This is a genomic window from Vibrio sp. KUL78, assembly GCF_059725505.1.
The window spans coordinates 1,012,892-1,032,600 of record NZ_AP045838.1 but is presented as its reverse complement, the minus strand read 5'-3'; the positions used below and the strand labels follow the sequence as shown (position 1 = coordinate 1,032,600).

The following is a 19,709-nucleotide window of genomic DNA, read 5'->3' as shown; positions in this document are numbered from 1 at the left end:
TTCGATCGATTGATGTGCGATTGACGCCTTAAATAACCCGTCAGATGGTAGGCGTTATGGTTAGGTAAGCAAAAGCAGATCTTTGCCTCAAGTTTGAACTTTTTTCTTCTAAATCATAAGTCTGTCACTTATCTTCCGTTAAAATAAACGGTTCAGGTTAAGTGGTGGTATTCAGGGAAAAGAAATGAAAGCGGTCGATGTCGGAGAAACAAAGTTTTATCCATCCAAGATTCTATGTGTGGGGCGTAACTACGTCGAACACATCCATGAACTGGGTAATGAAGTGCCGGAAAACATGGTGGTCTTCAATAAGCCTAACTCAAGTATAGCGACTGAGTTACATTCTTTTCTCGATGAACCTCTCCACTACGAGGCGGAAATCTGCTTCATTATCAAAGACAAGCAACTGCATGCTGTCGGCTTTGGCTTAGATCTTACCAAGCGCGCTCTACAATCTAAGCTCAAAGGTAAAGGACTGCCATGGGAGCGTGCGAAAGCGTTCGACCACTCTGCGAAGTTCAGTCGATTTATCCCTCTTGAGGGCTTAGATGTCAGTAAGTTAGAAGTAGAGCTTTTCATTAACAGCATGCGCATGCAGCTAGGCGGCACGCCTCAGATGCTTTACAAGCCACAAGTCATCTTACAAGAGCTCAACTCCTATACGAGTCTAGAGGACGGAGACGTGGTTATGACGGGTACTCCACAGGGTGTGGGAGAGATTGTTGAGGGTGACCGATTCCTTGGCCGCATCAAGCACGACGGTAAGGCGATTATTGAGGTTGAATGGGTCGCGGTTTAATTAACGATTTAGGCTACGCCAGAAACAAAAACACCCCGCTAATTGCGGGGTGTTTGCGTATGAATGCGATTACAGCTCGATAGTCACTGTTTCGCCGTCTACAGTCAGAAGAAGCGTGTTGCCTTCAACTTTATGAGACACTTCAACTTGCTCGCCGTTGTTCTTGTTTGGAACCAATAGCGTTAGAACGTTGTGCTGCTTAGCTGCAGAGAATTCCACTTCAACGTGACGGTGGATTTCTAGGTCTTGGTACTCGTAAGGGTCTACGTCGCCAAAGCCTTCAACATTTTTCACAGAGGTGATGCTGTCAGCGCTGTCGTTGATGAAGCTCACGTCTAGGTGTGCATTCTCACCACGGATAGCAAATGACTTATCAGCTGTCTCTGTGTTGAACGTTGTGTGCATTAGCCAAGTCAGGTCTTTCTCTTCACCGAAGCTTGCTTTGTCCTGCATTACGAACACTTTGCCTTTTACAAACCAGATCTTACGCTTGTAAGACTCAATGTCTGGCGTGAAGAACTTGTATGATGCGGTTGCATCACCTTCAACGAACTTAACATCAGAATCTGTATCGTAATCAGTGATTTGACCACCAGCTTCGATACAGAAGCGGTCTTGGTGACCTTCGAAGTTCGTGTTCTTGTTCTCTCCGTACTGGCCTTTACCATTAAATAGTGGAAGGTTCTTAGAGAACGTGTGACGACGCCACTTAGTGTGCATGTCTACGCCGAAGCCACCGTAGTAACCAGTGATAGATGCTAGTGTTTCACCAAATGCATGCAGTGTGAATGCGTTTTGGTCACCGTGCGAGTGGCTGATTGAGCCAAACGGGCTGCACTTGAATACCATGTGGATGTGCTCATCGCGCTCAGTCATACGGTTGTGGAACGCAGCCCAACCTGTAATTGGGAACACTTTTAGCAGTGGATCGTTAGACGGAGCTTGCTCTTCTGGTGCATCCCATAGGATGTTGAAGCGAAGATCGTCGTAGCCGAAGTCCCACCAACCGAAGTTGTAGAATTTAGTGTGCGCTTCAGTATCACGACCTTTAAGTTGGTTGTAGTACCAAACGTACTCTGGCTTCTGGTTTACACCTGCGTAATGCTTGATGTTGTATGCCAGTTTAAGACCTGGGAAGTCACCGATAGATGACTGGTCACAGAAACTTGCGCGCTTCGAGTGAACAGGCATGCAGTATAGCGGGAAGTCACCTGTGTTCTCGTAGAACGTTTTGTTGAACATATTCACGCCAGTGTACGCTTTCAATAGGTCGAAAGCTTCACCTAGGAATGCGGTTTGCGTGTTCCAGTAGTCAGGACCTTCTGCCCAACCGCCGTCTTCGCCGCCCCATGGTGGGTAGTGAACTGCGTAGTATTCTAGAGCGTAAGCGATGTATTCGCCTGCTTTAGGGTGATCGTGATAAAGCGCAATACACGTCGGAATGATAGCAGACGAGATTGAACGAACACCGTGGCTGTTAAGTGGGTTAGCCAGTAGGTCAACCGTCACTTTCAAGTGATGCATGATTTCGTCTAGGCGAGTTACTAGTGCTTCACGTACGGTTTCGCGCTCTTCTTCTGTGAAGTGAGCGTGCAGCCAGTCATAACCCCAAGCCATTGCTGCGATAACGCGGAACGCCGCTTCATCGTTGTAGCCGCGAGATGTTACGCCGTCTGGATCGTAAGTAGCGAGTTGAAGTGTCCACGCTTTTGCTTTTGCGATTAGCGCTTCGTCTTCTTTCACGATACCTGCTATAGACAAGTTACGAGTTGCGTTAAGTGCCATTTGGCAATCAACGTACATTTGACGCCAGTAAGGACGCCATAGAGAGGCTTTACCTACTGTTTCTTCTGGGTATGGTTGTGGCTCTGCGTATGGTGCAGTGTCTAGGAACTTCTTCGTTGAGTTATTGAAGAAGTCGTCGAACATGCAGTAAGACTCATCTTCTTTAACCTTAGCTTTGAACTCAGCCAATTCTTCAGATTGGATAAGTAGGCGAGGGCGAGCCTCAGAAAGGTTGTCTAGGAAAGAAAGGTCAAAGTCTCTCTTTTGAACTTCAATAGGAAGTAGGTCAACCAAGTTACCAGCTGAAGTATCGTTCTCCAGCTTCATTTTCTTGATTGCGTCGAATGATTTCTCGTTACTCATACGAACTCTCTTGTAGATACAAATGTGTCGAAAAGGAATTGCGGATAATATGACATATTGTCATACAATAATAAAATACTTCTACGCATTCTCTTACGTTTTTGTGAAGTGTAACCAATGAAGAAATTTGGTCGCGTTATCGACTTGTAACAAGAAACCTAACTTAGCATTTTGTCAAAATCTTTAGAGTGTTCGATAAGCCGTTATCACAAAAAGTCTCCGATTATTTTTATCCTTGCAGATCTGGAAATCTCTAACTAGCCTTTAGTTAACAAAAATATAACAATTTGTTTCTGGTTGTATTTTATTGATACCGGACTCAATAAGTAAGTGGTTAAGTTTTCGTCTTGACCGTTTACTTGTGCAGTTTGGCATTACTTTTTTAGACCCAGTGAAGGGTCGAAAAAACCTAGTTGGTCTTCGTTTACCGTCGTCGAATCACAGCTTGTTGGGTTTTGATTACGGACTTGTCCCATCCTAGATTGTTTGATCACTCTCTGGACGTGCTTGGTACAAGTCATAGGGGAACCACGTCAAAAACGGCGTGGCTAGGCAAAGGAGAAATCTTTTGAAGAGATTGCTGACCATTCACGTTGGGATTGGTTTGGCGACTGCGCTTGTCAGCCAACCTCTCCTCGCCGAGTCGAGTAACTACAACTTAACTCGGGGTGTTACTGATATCAGTAACCAAGTCTATGACCTGCATATGCTCATCTTTTACATTTGCTGTGCAATCGCCTTTGTGGTGTTTGGGGTGATGTTTTACTCCATTTTCAAACACAGAAAGTCCAAAGGTGCTGTGCCTGCAAATTTCCACGAGAGTACCAAAGTCGAAGTCGTTTGGACCGTGATACCCATCATTATCTTGGTATTGATGGCGATTCCTGCGACGAAAACCTTAGTAGCGATGGAAGATACCTCTCAATCAGATATCACGATCAAAATTACCGGTTCGCAGTGGAAATGGCACTATGCCTATTTTGGCGAAGACGTTGAATTTTTCTCGTTGATGTCGACCTCGCAAAAACAGATCGATGGGATAGAAGAGAAGGGGGCACACTATCTGCTTGAAGTGGATAACCCGCTGGTTGTGCCCATCGATAAAAAGATCCGTTTCTTAATGACTTCCGATGACGTTATCCATTCATGGTGGGTGCCTGACTTTGCCGTGAAAAAGGACACCATCCCGGGCTTTATCAATGAAGCTTGGACCAAAATTGACGAGCCTGGTGTCTATCGAGGTCAATGTGCCGAGCTTTGCGGTAAAGCGCACGGCTTTATGCCCATTGTCGTTCAAGCCATGACACAAGCGGATTACGACGTATGGTTGGCTGGTAAGCGAGAAGAGATGGCGCTAGCCAAAGCCGAAGCGGCCAAAGCTTTGGATGCGACGTTATCCATTGAAGAGCTATTGACTACGGGCGAGAGCATTTATGCAAGTCGCTGCTCTGTCTGCCACCAAGCGAATGGACAAGGTCTTCCCGGTGCGTTCCCTGCGATTGCAGGGGCCGAAGTGGCGACGACGGGCCCTATTGTTACCCACATCAGCAAAATTGTTGACGGAGTGCCTGGTACAGCCATGCAGTCGTTCGCCAATCAGCTAACCGATAAAGAGATCGCAGCAGTTATTACTTATCAGCGTAACGCTTGGGGTAATAACACGGGAGATGTAATTCAAGCCTCAGACATCAATGCGTACAAAGCTCAGGAAGCGGAGCCTAGCTCCAAGGAGTTATGATGAAAACGGATCCAATGGAAAAAGTGAAAGCATCCGCGGTGACCGATGCTGACATGAGCCGCGCAAACAGCACGGCAGTCTTAGAAGACGATCATCATGATCACGCGCCTTCCGGTTGGCAGCGCTGGGTATACTCCACAAGTCACAAGGATATAGGAACCCTCTACCTCTGGTTCAGCTTTATTATGTTCTTGACCGGCGGAGCCATGGCGATGGTCATTCGCGCCGAGTTGTTCCAGCCTGGTTTGCAGCTTGTAGAGCCGAACTTCTTTAATCAGATGACGACGGTACATGGTCTCATCATGGTATTTGGAGCGGTGATGCCTGCATTTACCGGCTTAGCCAACTGGATGGTGCCGCTAATGATTGGTGCGCCGGATATGGCGCTGCCGCGCATGAACAACCTAAGTTTCTGGATCTTGCCGTTTGCGTTTCTCATTCTGATTGCTTCACTGTTTATGCCTGGCGGTGGTCCTAACTTTGGCTGGACCTTCTACGCACCGCTATCAACCACCTACGCGCCAGATAGTACGGCACTGTTTGTATTCTCGGTTCATATCATGGGTATCAGTTCGATCATGGGGGCGATCAACGTGATCGTGACCATTTTCAACATGCGAGCGCCAGGCATGACACTGATGAAAATGCCTCTGTTTGTGTGGACATGGTTAATTACGGCATTCCTACTGATTGCGGTAATGCCGGTACTTGCTGGGGCTGTGACCATGGTGCTGACCGACAAGTACTTTGGTACCAGCTTCTTCGACGCCGCTGGTGGTGGTGACCCAGTCATGTTCCAGCATATCTTCTGGTTCTTCGGACACCCTGAGGTGTACATCATGATTTTGCCATCCTTTGGCATCATCTCTGCGATCGTGCCTGCATTTAGTGGCAAGAAGCTGTTCGGGTATCACTCAATGGTGTACGCAACATGCAGTATCGCCTTGCTCTCTTTCTTGGTTTGGGCACACCATATGTTCACGACCGGGATGCCGGTGTTTGCTGAGCTCTTCTTCATGTATTGCACCATGCTCATAGCCGTACCAACGGGCGTGAAGGTGTTTAACTGGGTGGCAACCATGTGGCGCGGGGCATTAACGTTTGAAACGCCGATGCTATTTGCCATCGCCTTTATTGTATTGTTCACCATCGGTGGATTCTCGGGCTTGATGTTGGCTATAGTGCCCGCTGACTTCCAGTACCATGACACCTACTTTGTTGTCGCGCACTTCCACTATGTGTTGGTATCAGGTGCTGTATTCTCCATCATGGCTGCTGCCTACTATTGGCTGCCTAAGTGGACGGGGAATATGTATGACCACAAACTCAGCCTTTGGCACTTCTGGTGCTCAGTTATCTCGGTGAATGTGCTGTTCTTCCCTATGCACTTCTTGGGCTTAGCTGGCATGCCACGCCGGATTCCAGACTACGCAATTCAGTTCGCGGATGTGAACCAGATCGTCTCTATTGGCGGGTTTGCATTTGGTTTGTCGCAGCTTATTTTCCTTTGGTTAGTCATCAAGTGCATTAAAGGTGGTCAGAAGGCTGAAGCCAAGCCTTGGGAACGCGCTGAAGGCCTTGAGTGGACAGTACCGAGCCCTGCACCTCATCATACCTTCACCACACCACCAAAGATTGATTAGTAGGGTGGATTGCCATGGATAGCGAAACTAAAAAATCGAACAGAAAACTGGTGGGCTGGCTGGGTGTCGCCGTAGTTGCGATGTTTGGCTTTGGTTTCGCTTTGGTGCCTCTTTACGACCTTATGTGTGAGGCGCTTGGTATTAACGGCAAAACCAATACCGAATCTGCTGTTCAGCCTGTAGGCATGCGAGCCGACATCTCACGCACTATTCGTGTTGAGTTTATGGCGCATGTTAATCCTGATATGCCTTGGGCGTTTAAACCAGAGAAACTCTCTTTGGACGTACACCCCGGTGAAGTCATTCAAACAGCCTATCTGGCTAAGAACCAATCTAATCAATCACTAATAGGGCAGGCGGTGCCATCTGTATCACCGGGTACCGGTGCGACATACTTCAATAAAATAGAGTGCTTTTGCTTCAATCATCAGCCGTTAGAGGGCAAAGGCGAAGCCGAAATGCCACTCATCTTTTATATCGAGCCAGACATTCCAGAGTCAATTCATACTCTGACCCTCTCTTACACCCTTTATAACATTACGAGCAGTGCAGCGACCCAAGGTGCCACTCTCGATATTTCTCGTGCACAGGTCGACAGCGGTAACGACGCACTGAATCTATCAACATCGGAGATAAGCTATGAGTAAGACTCAAACTTATTATGTTCCGGCGCAGAGCAGTTGGCCCATTGTTGGAGCCGTAGCGCTGTTTTTTGTTGCAGTTGGGGCGGGACTAACCGTTCAACACCTTGATACTGGCGGTGCAGGTAGCGTCATTGGGGGTATCGTATTAGCGCTTGGCGTGGCGGTACTTATCTACATGTTTTCTGGGTGGATGAGTAATGTTATCTCTGAATCCATGTCTGGGCTTTATTCTGCTCAGCTGTCGCGCTCATTTAAGCAAGGCATGAGCTGGTTTATCTTCTCTGAAGTGATGTTTTTTGGTGCGTTCTTTGGTGCTCTGTTCTACGCAAGAATGATATCAGTCCCTTGGTTAGGCGGCGCAGACAATAATGCCATGACTCATGAGGTGTTGTGGCCGGCATTTGAGGCGATATGGCCTCTCACTACCACTCCAGGCGGCACCACCACAGAAGCGATGCCATGGACGGGGTTACCACTACAGAACACCGTCATCCTGCTGTTATCGTCGATAACCCTGCATATGGCCCATGTCAGCCTTGAGAAAAACAAGCGTACCGCGCTCATTGTATGGCTAGAGATCACCATCGTCTTGGCTGCGTTTTTCTTATATTACCAAGCGGTCGAATACGCTCATGCTTATCAGGATATGGGATTAACCCTCCAATCGGGTATCTACGGCAATACCTTCTTCATGCTCACTGGCTTCCATGGTCTTCATGTATTTATCGGGACAGTGTTCTTAATCGTCCTTCTATTCCGAATAGCGAAAGACCACTTCACCCCTAAAGACCACTTTGGGTTCCAAGCGGGCAGTTGGTATTGGCACTTTGTCGATGTGGTGTGGTTGTGTCTATTTGTTTTTGTGTACGTCTTATAGATATGGGAGCCTTGCGAATGGTATTTCGCAGGGCTGAGAATTTTAGTTAGTTAAAGATTTTAGCTAGTAAGGACGGGGGTTAGGCGTTAACAAACCACTTTGAAGTGCGATGATGAGAAGAATAATGACAATCGCGGAGAACAGAACACGACGGCCCAAATAATAACTCATGGGTTTATCCGAATCAGGGTCGTCGCGCACCATTCGAATTAGGGCAAGCGCTAAGTTAAAGATGATGAAGAGTAACAGCAGTACTAAAGCAATCTTAAACAACAGTGTGGGCGACATTGGTACTCCTCGCGTTATCTGGTTCAAAACCGTGAAGTTTTGGATTGGTTTAGCTTTAACTTTGGTTGTGTTTTCAGCATTGGTCAAATTAGGAATGTGGCAACATCAACGCGGTGATGAAAAAGTCGCGTTAGAGGAAACCTTGGCGCAGCGTGCTTTGTTACCTGCCGCAGAGATTACTTCACTCTCTCTACCTCTAGCGAAGCATAGTGGGCATAACTATCTGAAATGGATAGGTTTGCCAGTAAGTGCTTACTTGGTGCCTAGTCCTTATCTATATTATCTCGACAATCAAACTCTAGATGGCGTAGTGGGTTATCTCGTTTATCAATTGATGATTGCTCCATCACAAAAAAATCAACGGTTTTTGGTAGAGCTGGGCTTCATTGCTGGTGGATTAGACAGACGTCACTTACCTAAGGTGACGCCAATATCAAAGCCAGTCGATGTTCAAGGGCGACTCTATAAGAAAATAGATAGTCCGTTTGGCAGTGAGTTGCACAGTGAGCGGTTTGTTGACGAACACTATTCGTTATATCGGATTCAAAACCTTAATTTGGCATTGCTGAGTGAAGCGTTGCGTAGCGAGCAGGCTTTGACAGGCGCCGATGTGGAAGCAATCGGAGGCGAGTTGTCAGCTTGGGTTATTCAACCAACTGAAAATTTGACCGATTACCCGCACCCTTGGAAGCCAATCTCCATGAACTCAGCAAAGCATTATGGCTATTCGTTTCAATGGTTCACGATGGCAGCAGTATTCGCGCTGGTTGTTGTGGTTGCCTTTGTTAGATGGCGCAGCACTTCAGGTCGTGTAAAAAATGAAAATAGAGGGTGAAATATGAGTAGCAACCTTGGTATGGAAACCAGAAAACCCGTTGTTGACCCCAAAACAGTGCGACGTGGCCGCTTAACCTTGATAGCTCTGGTGGTGTTTTTTGCATTGCCTTTCATTATTGCCAAAGCCATTCTGAGCAACAACTGGTATGAGTCGGGCGTGACCAATCACGGTCAGCTCATTGAGCCTCGAATGACGTTTGAAACTCTGGGTATTGATAATCCATTGCAGAGCCAAAGCTGGCAGCTTGGTTTCATGCTACCCGCCACGTGTGATGAAGCTTGTATGAACCGACTTTACATCATGGGACAGACCTACCTTGCTTTAGGCAAGTATAAAGAGCGCGTGGCACCTGTTGTGTATGTTCTCCCTGAGCAAGCGCTGCCAGAACTTCCAGAGACACTCACCGTGGTGACCGTTAACGATGCGTTCGCGGGCGTGGTGCCATCACAGGGCTATCTTATTGCAGACACGTTAGGTCAGTTGGTGATGTATTTCCCTCCCGCTACTAAAGAAGAGCAGGTATCGCACAGTAAAGGACTACTCTCCGACCTAAGAAAGCTGTTGAAGCTTTCAAGAGTCGGGTGATCAGTGAACAGAGCAGAATCGGTAGGCAGAGCAAGGAGTCGCTATGGGATTAATGAACTTAGTTAAAGCTGCAATCGTTTTGACCGTTGTGGTTATTGCCATGGGAGCGTACACACGTTTGGCTGATGCTGGGCTTGGTTGCCCAGATTGGCCAGGGTGCTATGGCAAGCTGACCGTCCCGAGCTCTAAAGTGGACGTAGAAGTTGCCAATACTCTATATCCAGAGCGAGCCGTGGAACCTTATAAGGCTTGGCTAGAAATGATTCACCGCTATCTTGCGGGCGGTCTGGGGTTAATGGTGTTTGCTATTACGGGCATCGCTTTAGCTAAGTGCCGAGACAAGTTAGGAACGCTACTACCCGTCGCGCTCTCTCTGGTGATTATCTTTCAAGCAGCGCTCGGTATGTGGACAGTGACTCTTAAACTGATGCCAATTGTTGTTATGGGACACCTCATTGGCGGCTTTACCATGTTTTCGCTCCTGTTTTTCACTTATCTGAAGCTAAGACCTAAATTGGAAATAAGACGACAGAATACACCAGAAGAGAATTTGGAAAATACCAGTAAGTCGTTTGAGCCTAAGGTGGTCGATAGACCAATCTCACCAACCGCTCTAAATCTCGTTAGCTCTCGATTGAAGGCATTTGCACTCTTGGCATTGGTTGTCACGGTTGGTCAAATCATTCTAGGCGGTTGGACATCTTCTAATTACGCGGCTGTTGTCTGTACTGCGCTGCCTATTTGTGAAGGCAACTGGACTCAGTATCTGGACTTCAAAACCGCGTTTACACCCGTTCACTTTGGCTTTGATAACTACGAATTCGGGGTATTGGAATATCCTGCAAGAATGACGATTCACGTAACTCACCGCATTGGTGCCATTGTTGTGGCGTTGATTGTCGGCATGCTGGCATTTAGGTTACTTCGTTATCCCTACGAAGCGATTCGCAAGCTGGGCATGGTTGTTGCGGTTATTCTTGGTGTTCAATTAGCGCTTGGCATCAGTAATGTGGTGTTCCATTTACCACTTCCGGTCGCTGTGCTGCATAACCTAGGTGCAGCGCTATTGCTACTCAGTCTTATTCATACAAATTATGCACTGCGCAGTGCGCGTTATATTCGAGCGGAAAAACCTAATCTAACCGTTGTCGAAGCGACGACACCGATAAAAACGCTTAAGGCATCTGGAGACAAGGAGAGTTCTCTATGAGTAAAACCAATATCTTGGCATCGACGGCTAATACCACTGTTGTTAAGTCCTCCGTAAACTGGCGCGTTTATCTTACCTTGACCAAGCCCAAAGTGGTTGCGCTGATGATATTAACGGCATTGGTGGGGATGTGTCTGGCGGTACCAGGAGCTCTGCCCGTTCAAGCTAGTGTGCTTGGTCTTTCAGGTATTGCATTGATGGCTGGTTCCGCTGCTGCATTCAATCACCTTATTGATAGACGCATTGACGCCATAATGGCTCGAACGCATAAACGACCGCTGCCTTCTGGCGATCTCAGCGCCGGAAAGGTCTTTGCTTTTGCGACGTCTATCGGTGTGCTTGGGTTTGTGGTGTTAGCGCTTGGGGTAAACTGGCTGACAGCTTGGCTCACGTTCGCGAGCTTGCTGGGTTATGCCGTTGTATACACGCTTTATTTAAAGCGTGCGACCCCACAAAACATTGTGATCGCTGGTATTGCGGGGGCAATGCCACCGCTCTTAGGTTGGACCGCGGTGACGGGGGAGTTGCATGCGAATGCATGGCTATTGGTGATGATTATCTTCATTTGGACCCCTCCACACTTTTGGGCACTGGCCATCCACCGCAAAGACGACTACGCCAAAGCGGATATTCCAATGCTGCCAGTCACACACGGTGTTGAATACACCAAAACCTCAATCTTGCTTTACACCATACTGTTGGCACTAGTGTGTCTTATGCCTGCGCTTGTTGGTATGACAGGACTTGTCTATCTTGCTGGATCCACCTTTTTAAGCGCTGGCTTTATTTATTATGCTTGGAAGTTAAAAGTGGCTGCGACAGAGAAAACGGCAATGGAGACGTTTAAGTTCTCTATCATTCATTTGATGGTGCTATTTGTTCTATTGCTTGTTGATCACTATGTGGCGATATAGTTATGTAAAAAGTAGTTCCAACGTATTGTTTTACCTTATCTTTGCTGCGTCTCAAACCTTCTAAAAAGCAGAGATAGGGTAAGGCACAATAGGAAATAACAAGCGCCAACGATAAGCCAGATTTCAAAAATAAGTCCCGAAGAGTTGGCCATTTCAGTACCTACAAACGTCATTTCTTGAATCGATATCAGCGAAACGATAGAGGTATCTTTTACCAAAGAAATAGCTTGTCCCGCGAGTGCTGGTGCCACGGCAGTTAGAACCTGTGGAGCGACGACATCTTTATACTGGTACCAAGTCGATAACCCTAATGATTTTCCTGCCTCCCATTGCCCCTTTGGAATGGCTGATAGACCTGCTCGGATAATCTCTGCAACATAAGCGGATGAGAGCAGGCCGATACAGATAACGCCAGAAAGAAGGTTTTCCCACAATGAACTTGGTCCAAACAGAAAGGCTTGCCACGCAGAAACCTCACCCGTATACCCTCTCAAGATATCACTCAGTCCCAGCAATGGAATTAACTGATTCGAGATAAAGAAATAGAAAATGAAGACAAATACCAGTGGTGGGATATTTCTGACCAACTGAATAAATATATTGGCAGGTACACTGAAAACAGAGATAGCAGAGTGTTTTGCTAAAACCCAACGCGGTCCCAAGAGTCACCGCTAACACCATTCCCCATACGCTTAAGCGTATCGTGGCGATGATGCCCTGAACGAAATAAGGTAAGCCGCCATTGGCGGTAGGAGTGAACACCAACTCAAATGCTTGGCTCCAGCGCCAATGGTAGTTAATACCGATCGATGAACGGTAGGTTAGCCATATGGCAACGCATATCAAAGCGATGATCAGGACGCCGTCGAGAAGTGTGGGTCTCCAACGTTTGCTGATCTGTTTTGGCGAAGGCACTGCGCTATTGTTCATCTTCATTGAGTTGGTGTCGCTCATAAGTTCTATTGTCCGCCAGCGATCTGGTCTTGCCAATCTAGGGTTGAGAACCAGTATTCATAGCGCTCTTTTAACCAGCCATCCTCGGTACGTGCTTGGATCCACTTATCAAAGAAAGCCTTCTTATCTTCTTCACCAAGTCGCACGGCGAAGGCTTCGTTACCTTTAGATAGACGGTCGCTGAATGGAATAAACAGCGCATCGGAGTGTTTAATCGCTTCATGCTCAGGCTTCGGGCTTGATGCGATAACCGCGTGCGCGTTGCCGTTTAATACCTCTTGGAAGGCTTGAGCGTCATCATCAAACTGAAGTACTTTCGCTTTAGGGAATGTTTCGCGTGCTACCTGAACCGTAAAGGCACCTCGGCGAGCAGCAATCTTCACACGGCGAGAGTCGAAGTCCTCAATCTTTGAAAAGTCGCCGGCGAGGGTTTTGCTCGCTGCAACCTGTACACCTGAGTGAGAGTATGGTTCGGTAAACAGCACACTTTTAGAGCGCTCTGGAGTGATTGACATACCACCAATGATGACATCGAATTTCTGTGATAACAGAGCTGGAATGATACCGTCCCAAGCGGTTGGTACGAACTCTACTTTCCAGCCAGAATCCTCAGCTAGACGCTTAGCAACATCGATCTCGAAGCCTACAAGCTTACCTTGCTTGTCTCGCATAGCCCAAGGTACGAATGTGGACATGCCGACTCTTAGTGTGCCTCGTTCGTTAATCTTATCTAGGTTTGGTGTGTCACTAGCGGTGACACCGAATGATACTGCGAGGCCAATCGCAGCAGTTGTGGCGGCCTTGACTAAGTGCTTGAGTTTCCCTTTCATAGTTAGACTCCTTGGTGATAGATACAGTTACGTTAAATAACAGCGGTTTAGAATGCGATGGTCGATTAGTGTTAGGCTCGTTTCTCCTGACTTAGGCGATACTCAAGCCACGCGGAGAAACCAGAAAGTGTCAAAGTTAGCATCAGATAAATAGCCGCGACCGTGAACCAAATTTCAAATGGCATTGCAGTCTCGGCGACGATGTTTCGTCCCTCTGTCGTGAGGTCGAATATGGCCATCACGCTCACGATGGACGAGTTTTTGATGAGTGACACCACTTCGTTGGTCAAAGGTGGCAAGGTTCGACGAACCACTTGCGGAAGAATGACATCAAAATAAGTATAGAAACGGGATAAACCTATTGAGCGACAAGCCTCAAACTGACCTTTAGGAACGTTATTTAAACCCGCTCTGAGTATTTCTGCGGTATAAGCTCCCTGAAATAGCGCGAGAGCGAACACCGCCGTTGAGAATCGGTCGAGCCCAATGATGGGACCGAATACAAAATACAACAGGTAGATTTGCACTAGCAGTGGAGTATTTCTTATTCCCTCGACATACGCGTGCGCAATCCCACGACCAACGACAGAGTTAGACGTTTTGAGAAACGCGGTGATAAGCCCAAACAGCAGAGTAAAGACCAGGGCCAAGGCACTGATCTTTATCGTAACTAACAAACCTTCGAGAAGCTCCGCTGGCCACCATTCACCATCTTCATAAAAGGCGAGGTAATCGGGCACACGCTCCCATTGCCAACGATATCCCATTGCCTGGGCTCCGCTGTCCAATAGCCACGCTAGCGCTAACGCCACCAGTGCGATTTGCAGTAATGCCGATAATGCTGGCTTGAGTATTCTAAATAGCATCAGTGATTGAGGATCTTTTCCAAAAAGGCTTTAGTGCGAGGGTGCTGCGGTGCGTCGAAAATCTGACTAGGGGGGCGGATTCCAATATCTGTCCCTCATCCATAAATACCACACTATCAGCAACGCGCTTTGCAAAGCCCATTTCATGGGTCACACACAGCATGGTCATTCCTTCTTCTGCGAGTTCAACCATTACGTTAAGAACCTCACTGATCATCTCAGGATCTAGCGCCGATGTCGGTTCATCAAACAGTAAGATATCCGGTTTCATGCAAAGTGAACGTGCAATGGCAACACGCTGCTGTTGGCCACCAGAGAGTTGAGAAGGGTACTTATTAGCTTGCTCAGCAATTTTCACTCGTTCTAGCATTTCCATTGCACGTGACTCTGCGTCTTGTTTTGAGAGTTTGAGCGTGCGGATTGGAGAGAGTGTGAGGTTTTCGAGCACAGTAAGGTGTGGAAATAAGTTGAAGTGCTGAAACACCATGCCCACTTGACCGGGCTTTATCTGCTTGGAGCCAACCCCGTGTCCCAATACTTGAATGTCACCAGAGTTATAGGCTTCCAATCCGTTGATACAACGGATGAGTGTCGATTTTCCAGAGCCCGAAGGGCCGCAAATGACGACGATTTCGCCCTGCTTGACTTCAAGTTCGATAGAATCTAAGGCTTGGAAGTCTCCAAACCACTTATTGACGTTGCTAAATTGTACTGCGTTCACGTGGAACCCATTGTTTTTGTTATATACGTCTACATTAGCAATTACGCATGGCTATAACAAGCAAAGTGAATGAGGAAAGTGGCTACTATCGGGGGTAAAATAAGCTAGAGCTAAAAGCCAGAAGCAACAGGTTGCTTCTGGCTAAAATGCGTTAAATATCAATACGGTTAGGGACACCATCAAGAAATGCTTGAAAGCTGGACTCTCGGACTTTTCCGAGTACAAACTTTAGCTCTTCAATAAGGTTATCTTTCGCCCAATCAACGCGGATGTCGATAGGTGCTTTGTCAGTATATTCCACTCGCAAAGAGGCTGACACTGTGCCTCGTTTATCGCCCCCAGCATTTAATGCGGCTTCAAGTGCGGTAATCAGAGACTCTGGCAGAAAGGTTTCATAGTCAGGTTTGTATATGGGGCGCTCTCCTTTGGAAAGCACAGCAGTCCCATTATTTGTAGTACTGGCTAAAAAAGCGCTGGCGAACTCGGTCATTACCTCAGCATTTTCCAGCATATTGCCGGCGACAGCGACGGAGTCAAACGCCAAGCTCCCAATATAGGGGATGTTATCGCCACCGTTTAGCGCTGCTGATTGTCCTTGGCTGTCAATTATTAGACATTGACGCTTGTCATGATCACTATCTAAGGCAATGAGCTTATCAACGATTTGCACCGCGTTCTGCCCATCCATTAACTGTTGTTGGACAAAGTCTGCATACCAAGGGTTGGTAAAGAGCCCTTGTGTTGCGCATCCACCAAGCGACCGCCAAGAGTGGTTCACATAGCCACCAACCGCAGGGCCTCCCGTTGCAGTAATAGAAGCCGAGGTACCTGTTGATGGATTAAAGTGTAAGAGGGATATAGTCATAATTTAGAAATAGGGGGACTAGCCCCCAATATTGATATTAATAGCCAATCACTTGACCGATGAACAAGGCGACCCAACTAAGGGCATACACCATCAACATAAATGGCAGGATGGCTTTGAGCCATTGCTCATACGAGACGCGGCCAAGCGCAAGCATCGCAAGCGTGCCACCTGATGTTGGAACGATAAGATTGGTCAAACCATCACCTACCTGGAAAGCCGTGATCATCAATTGGCGGCTCATACCTACAAGGTCTGCGACTGGTATTAAAATTGGCATTGTCACCATCGCTTGCCCTGAACCAGAAGGAACGAAAAGGTTGATGACACCTTGTACTACGCTCGCAACGATGGCTGAGATAGCGATTGGCATGTCTTGGATGAGAGAGCTAAGCGCATTAACGATGGTATCGATGATCTGCGCTTGATCTAGGATAACTTGAATCGAAGCTGCGACACCAATAACCAGCGCTCCAGCGGTCACACCAGACGCACCGATCATCATCTCTTTAACGATTTCGTTAGCATTCATCTTGTTAATAACGCCAATGATGATTGCCATCAGTAAGAACAAACCGGCAATCTCGTTGATGTACCAACCATTGGCAAAAACGCCATAAAGCATCACGCCAAGACCCGCGACAAAAGCTATCAGGGTAAGCTTGTTTTCGCGATTCATGGTGTACTCGCTGAGATCTTTCTGAAGACCTGTATTCCCGTCTTGTTCGACAAAGTCCATCTTTGTGACTTTTTTACAGATGAAGAGTGAGAGCAGTGCCAAAGAAGCGAGAACCAAAGCGGTGCGCAAACCTGCGCCAGAGAAAGTAGGTAGCTCCGCAATACCCTGAGCAACACCGACGGTGTATGGGTTAATCGGTGATAATGCGAAACCAATACCTATGCCACCGACGGCCATAACAGTACCAACAAGGCTTGAGTAACCCACTGCAGCGGAGATGAGCACTGCAACAGGAACAAGGGCGATATTGTTTTCAAATCCAACAGCGACGCCAAAGAATCCATAGATGAAAGTGCCAACCGTGATGATTAGATTGCGGTTTTGTACGCCAACACGATTTACAGCTACACCGATTGCATTCTCTAGAGCACCAGAACGCTGAAGAATGTGAAACAAACCACCTGCGATGAAAACGATAAATAGGTAAGGGGCTGCGCTTATCAATCCCTTAGGAATCGCAACGAAAATGTCGAAAACATGCACTAATGGGGCGTCGGCTAGCAAGGTAAACGACTCAGGGATTACGGTAGTTCGCCCGTCGACAACCGCTCTTTCGAACGCACCAGATGGTACGACAAACGTCAGTAAATAGGTTGCGACTAAGATACCGAAGATCAGTACCATGGGATCTGGCATCGACTTATACCAGGGACGCTTTGATGTTGTGTTTATCTGATTGGTCATTTCCATGTCCAATATTCTCCATTATTTGATTCTAGGAATATTCTTAGTGTTTTTATATTGCTAGGCAGAATTCTTTTAGTACTTTAATCGACGCTTCCAGATCCTCCGGCAGAATGGCTTCATCTGGATGGTGACTAATACCATTGGTACATCGCATGAACAGCATGGCGATATTGGTCAGCGAGCTGACAGCCAGTCCGTCATGACCTGCACCGCTAAACAGAGTCTTACTTTCAATGCCACAAGCTTCTATTGCAGTTACGAGTTTGGAAGATAACGCTTTCGAACATTGAACGGCTTGCTGCTCGTAGGTTTGGCTATGGTCGTAATTCAGGTTTAGTGCTGTTAGCGCTTGTTCGACGCCTTTTAGGAATGTTTCTCTTGCTTGAACACGTTTAGCGTCAATTGGTGAGCGAAGTTCTACTGTGATATCGGTGCGCTGAGGGATCACGTTGACGCCGTTAGGGAAGTTTTCGATCTTGCCGATGACACCGACAAGGTCCTCATCGCTTTTACATAACCGATCAAACAGAGTAATCACATGAGAGGCGCCTACCAATGCGTCTTGACGATTGTTCATCGGTACCGTCCCTGCGTGACCGGCCTTTCCATGTATCGTGATGGTATGGCGCTCGATCCCGGTAATGGCTGACACAACCCCTACTGGCAACTTAGCAGACTCAAGCTGAGGACCTTGCTCAATATGCAGCTCCACAAACCCAAGAACGTCATCCGCTAGGTAAGCGTCTCGTTCAATGAGCTCTGGTTGGCAACCAAAGTCGACCAAAGCGTCATGCAGCGATACCTGTTGAGCATCTTTAGCATCAAGCATCGCTGGATCGAAGATACCTGAGATAGCTTTCGAGCCAAGTAGAGTTGATTGAAAGCGCGTTCCTTCTTCATCGCTAAACGCGATGACATCAATATGGTAAGGAAAAGTAATGTTGTTCTGGTTGAAGTGGTGAATCAGCGCGAGCGGTGCAACGACGCCAAGAATACCGTCGTATTTGCCACCGTTAGGAACGGTGTCTTGATGTGAACCGAAGATAAGTGTTTTTGCATTTGGTTGGTTACTGGCGTAACGGCCAATCAGGTTAGCAGCATTGTCCATTGATACAGACATTCCAGACTCAAGCATATATTCGCGAAGTAGCTCTAGAGCGTCACGATGCTCTTTTGTCGCGCAAAGGCGTGTTACTCCCTCAGTATCGGGATGAGTAGTTTCTGAACATTGAGCGAGTTGTTCTAGCCATTCCCAAGCAAGTGTTGAAGTCGAGGTTAATGTCATAATTTTTTCCGTTTTATGATGCTGCGTTTGCTTATTTATCATGATAAATTGGCAAAATACACCATTTATCATGATAAATGCAAATGGTGCTGATGGTTTTGTGAGCAAAATGAAAGCTGTTCGTGAAGAGCTATGTACGTAACTACTTCACCCTAAAGAGATCTTCAGTTACGGTAGTAGATGAAACAACGTGTAAACAGAGGTGGCGCGTGGCCGTTAAAAAACGACGTACAGAGAATGTTGCGTCTTCAATAAAGAAGTGGATTGTGGAGCAGAAGCTTCAGCCGGGTGATCGTTTACCTAATGAAGCAGAAGTTATGGAAATGTTTGATGCATCAAAAAGCACGGTGCGTGAAGCAATGCGACTGCTGGACGCTCAAGGATTACTTCAGACAAAAACGGGTCCCAAAGGAGGCGTCTTTGTTTCTGAAGTTTCAGAATCCAAAGCACATATGTTACTCAGTAATTATCTGTTTTTTAGAGAATCTTCGATTGATGACCTATATCAGATTCGCTTGGCACTTGAACCGCAACTAGCAGCCTCCTTAGCTGGGAAATTGTCAGTAACGCAATTGAAGCAACTGAAAAACCAGACTAACAAGTACGCTGAGCCACCAAAAGATATCTTTGAAGAGAGGGAACACCACCTAGCTTCGATAGAGTTTCACCGAATTTTGGCTGATTATTCGTCGAATGAATTGCTCAAGCTAGTGGTTCGTTTTACTGCTCAGATGTTGTCGGATATGACCATATATCGAAAGCTTTATGAACCAGAAAACTACGATCTGTGGAAGACGGGGTTAGACAGCCAAGTTGCATTGATAGACGCTTTGCGAGTGGGTGACTCGGAAATGGCATACAGAGTCATGCAAAAACATATGAAGACAGCACTTAAGTTAATGAAAGTACAGGAAGTTGAAATGGAGAACCGCTTCCTGGATGAATAAGAGTCATTATGACTCAATAGTGGTTAAATGAATGGTTTTATTTGCGAGTCTAAATGACTTATTTGGTTGTTAATTTATTGTTTAAACTCATTTAAATCAGATAGATAAAAATTGGCATGCGAAATGCTATA

17 protein-coding genes and 2 pseudogenes are annotated in these 19,709 nt (G+C 46.9%); 10 read left to right on the top strand and 9 right to left on the bottom strand.

Annotated elements, in window-relative coordinates:
- Window positions 1-184 precede the first annotated feature (184 nt).
- Window positions 185-799 (top strand): fumarylacetoacetate hydrolase family protein, encoded by a 615-nt coding sequence (locus tag AC6I8Y_RS21260; RefSeq protein ID WP_498021568.1) that lies wholly within the window; start codon window positions 185-187, stop codon window positions 797-799.
- 69 nt (window positions 800-868) lie between these two features.
- On the opposite strand, the gene AC6I8Y_RS21255 is transcribed toward AC6I8Y_RS21260, so the two are convergent.
- Window positions 869-2,947, bottom strand: a complete 2,079-nt coding sequence (locus AC6I8Y_RS21255; RefSeq protein ID WP_498021566.1) for a DUF4962 domain-containing protein — start codon at window positions 2,945-2,947, stop codon at window positions 869-871.
- Window positions 2,948-3,515: 568 nt separating this feature from the next.
- Here AC6I8Y_RS21255 and coxB point away from each other — a divergent pair.
- From coxB to AC6I8Y_RS21235, 4 genes are read left to right on the top strand one after another with little or no spacing between them, the layout of a single operon-like run.
- Entirely contained in the window at window positions 3,516-4,685 is a 1,170-nt protein-coding gene (gene coxB, locus AC6I8Y_RS21250; protein ID WP_498021564.1) for a cytochrome c oxidase subunit II, read from the top strand.
- Window positions 4,685-6,328, top strand: coding sequence for a cytochrome c oxidase subunit I (gene ctaD / locus AC6I8Y_RS21245; RefSeq protein ID WP_234497822.1), 1,644 nt, complete (start codon window positions 4,685-4,687; stop codon window positions 6,326-6,328). The genes coxB and ctaD overlap by 1 nt, the downstream gene beginning before the upstream one ends.
- Before the next feature lie 14 nt (window positions 6,329-6,342).
- Entirely contained in the window at window positions 6,343-6,975 is a 633-nt protein-coding gene (locus AC6I8Y_RS21240) for a cytochrome c oxidase assembly protein (protein ID WP_498021562.1), read from the top strand.
- Window positions 6,968-7,849, top strand: coding sequence for a cytochrome c oxidase subunit 3 (locus AC6I8Y_RS21235; RefSeq protein WP_234496300.1), 882 nt, complete (start codon window positions 6,968-6,970; stop codon window positions 7,847-7,849). The genes AC6I8Y_RS21240 and AC6I8Y_RS21235 overlap by 8 nt, the downstream gene beginning before the upstream one ends.
- Before the next feature lie 63 nt (window positions 7,850-7,912).
- Here the strand turns inward: AC6I8Y_RS21235 and AC6I8Y_RS21230 are convergent, their stop codons facing one another.
- Window positions 7,913-8,137 (bottom strand): DUF2909 family protein, encoded by a 225-nt coding sequence (locus AC6I8Y_RS21230; protein ID WP_042469869.1) that lies wholly within the window; start codon window positions 8,135-8,137, stop codon window positions 7,913-7,915.
- Window positions 8,138-8,231: 94 nt separating this feature from the next.
- Here AC6I8Y_RS21230 and AC6I8Y_RS21225 point away from each other — a divergent pair, with 94 nt between their 5' ends.
- The 4 genes from AC6I8Y_RS21225 to cyoE are packed head-to-tail and all read left to right on the top strand — an operon-like array spanning window position 8,232 to window position 11,684.
- Window positions 8,232-8,972 carry an SURF1 family protein gene (locus AC6I8Y_RS21225; RefSeq protein WP_498021561.1) on the top strand — a complete coding sequence of 247 codons (741 nt, stop codon included), beginning with the start codon at window positions 8,232-8,234 and terminating at the stop codon, window positions 8,970-8,972.
- A 3-nt stretch (window positions 8,973-8,975) separates the two neighbouring features.
- Entirely contained in the window at window positions 8,976-9,560 is a 585-nt protein-coding gene (locus tag AC6I8Y_RS21220) for a redox-active disulfide-containing membrane protein (RefSeq protein ID WP_498021560.1), read from the top strand.
- A 43-nt stretch (window positions 9,561-9,603) separates the two neighbouring features.
- Entirely contained in the window at window positions 9,604-10,770 is a 1,167-nt protein-coding gene (locus tag AC6I8Y_RS21215; protein WP_498021559.1) for a COX15/CtaA family protein, read from the top strand.
- On the top strand, window positions 10,767-11,684 hold the full coding sequence (gene cyoE, locus AC6I8Y_RS21210; RefSeq protein WP_234496304.1) for a heme o synthase: 918 nt from the start codon (window positions 10,767-10,769) through the stop codon (window positions 11,682-11,684). Before AC6I8Y_RS21215 ends, cyoE begins: the two co-directional genes overlap by 4 nt.
- Window positions 11,685-11,719: 35 nt before the next feature.
- Here cyoE and AC6I8Y_RS21205 read toward each other — a convergent pair.
- The 7 genes and pseudogenes from AC6I8Y_RS21205 to AC6I8Y_RS21175 all read right to left on the bottom strand — a co-directional run bounded on the left by AC6I8Y_RS21205 (window position 11,720) and on the right by AC6I8Y_RS21175 (window position 18,634).
- Window positions 11,720-12,638: pseudogene (locus tag AC6I8Y_RS21205) on the bottom strand (amino acid ABC transporter permease).
- Between the two features lie 5 nt (window positions 12,639-12,643).
- Complete coding sequence (locus AC6I8Y_RS21200) at window positions 12,644-13,468, bottom strand: transporter substrate-binding domain-containing protein (protein WP_498023040.1); 825 nt, start codon at window positions 13,466-13,468, stop codon at window positions 12,644-12,646.
- Between the two features lie 71 nt (window positions 13,469-13,539).
- Window positions 13,540-14,334, bottom strand: coding sequence for an amino acid ABC transporter permease (locus tag AC6I8Y_RS21195; RefSeq protein ID WP_498023038.1), 795 nt, complete (start codon window positions 14,332-14,334; stop codon window positions 13,540-13,542).
- Window positions 14,334-15,055, bottom strand: a pseudogene (locus AC6I8Y_RS21190) (amino acid ABC transporter ATP-binding protein). Before AC6I8Y_RS21190 ends, AC6I8Y_RS21195 begins: the two are co-directional and overlap by 1 nt.
- 151 nt (window positions 15,056-15,206) lie before the next feature.
- Entirely contained in the window at window positions 15,207-15,920 is a 714-nt protein-coding gene (locus AC6I8Y_RS21185; protein WP_498023036.1) for a DUF1028 domain-containing protein, read from the bottom strand.
- Window positions 15,921-15,957: 37 nt separating this feature from the next.
- Window positions 15,958-17,349: a YfcC family protein gene (locus tag AC6I8Y_RS21180; RefSeq protein WP_498023035.1), complete on the bottom strand. Its 1,392-nt coding sequence runs from the start codon at window positions 17,347-17,349 to the stop codon at window positions 15,958-15,960.
- 46 nt (window positions 17,350-17,395) lie between these two features.
- The gene (locus AC6I8Y_RS21175; RefSeq protein ID WP_498023068.1) at window positions 17,396-18,634 is read right to left on the bottom strand and encodes a M20 family metallo-hydrolase; all 1,239 of its coding nucleotides are present in this window, start codon (window positions 18,632-18,634) and stop codon (window positions 17,396-17,398) included.
- A 206-nt stretch (window positions 18,635-18,840) separates the two neighbouring features.
- Here AC6I8Y_RS21175 and AC6I8Y_RS21170 point away from each other — a divergent pair, with 206 nt between their 5' ends.
- Window positions 18,841-19,578, top strand: a complete 738-nt coding sequence (locus AC6I8Y_RS21170) for a FadR/GntR family transcriptional regulator (RefSeq protein WP_234496311.1) — start codon at window positions 18,841-18,843, stop codon at window positions 19,576-19,578.
- The last annotated feature ends 131 nt before the right edge of the window (window positions 19,579-19,709 follow it).

What these genes read in the sequence shown, in the direction of transcription:
- AC6I8Y_RS21260 (WP_498021568.1), top strand. Translation starts at nt 185, where the DNA reads ATGAAAGCGGTCGATGTCGGAGAAACAAAGTTTTATCCATCCAAGATT.
- AC6I8Y_RS21185 (WP_498023036.1), bottom strand. Translation starts at nt 15,920, where the DNA reads ATGACTATATCCCTCTTACACTTTAATCCATCAACAGGTACCTCGGCT.
- AC6I8Y_RS21215 (WP_498021559.1), top strand. Translation starts at nt 9,604, where the DNA reads ATGGGATTAATGAACTTAGTTAAAGCTGCAATCGTTTTGACCGTTGTG.
- AC6I8Y_RS21255 (WP_498021566.1), bottom strand. Translation starts at nt 2,947, where the DNA reads ATGAGTAACGAGAAATCATTCGACGCAATCAAGAAAATGAAGCTGGAG.
- cyoE (WP_234496304.1), top strand. Translation starts at nt 10,767, where the DNA reads ATGAGTAAAACCAATATCTTGGCATCGACGGCTAATACCACTGTTGTT.
- AC6I8Y_RS21225 (WP_498021561.1), top strand. Translation starts at nt 8,232, where the DNA reads ATGTGGCAACATCAACGCGGTGATGAAAAAGTCGCGTTAGAGGAAACC.
- AC6I8Y_RS21240 (WP_498021562.1), top strand. Translation starts at nt 6,343, where the DNA reads ATGGATAGCGAAACTAAAAAATCGAACAGAAAACTGGTGGGCTGGCTG.
- AC6I8Y_RS21180 (WP_498023035.1), bottom strand. Translation starts at nt 17,349, where the DNA reads ATGGAAATGACCAATCAGATAAACACAACATCAAAGCGTCCCTGGTAT.
- AC6I8Y_RS21230 (WP_042469869.1), bottom strand. Translation starts at nt 8,137, where the DNA reads ATGTCGCCCACACTGTTGTTTAAGATTGCTTTAGTACTGCTGTTACTC.
- ctaD (WP_234497822.1), top strand. Translation starts at nt 4,685, where the DNA reads ATGAAAACGGATCCAATGGAAAAAGTGAAAGCATCCGCGGTGACCGAT.
- AC6I8Y_RS21195 (WP_498023038.1), bottom strand. Translation starts at nt 14,334, where the DNA reads ATGCTATTTAGAATACTCAAGCCAGCATTATCGGCATTACTGCAAATC.
- AC6I8Y_RS21200 (WP_498023040.1), bottom strand. Translation starts at nt 13,468, where the DNA reads ATGAAAGGGAAACTCAAGCACTTAGTCAAGGCCGCCACAACTGCTGCG.
- AC6I8Y_RS21220 (WP_498021560.1), top strand. Translation starts at nt 8,976, where the DNA reads ATGAGTAGCAACCTTGGTATGGAAACCAGAAAACCCGTTGTTGACCCC.
- AC6I8Y_RS21235 (WP_234496300.1), top strand. Translation starts at nt 6,968, where the DNA reads ATGAGTAAGACTCAAACTTATTATGTTCCGGCGCAGAGCAGTTGGCCC.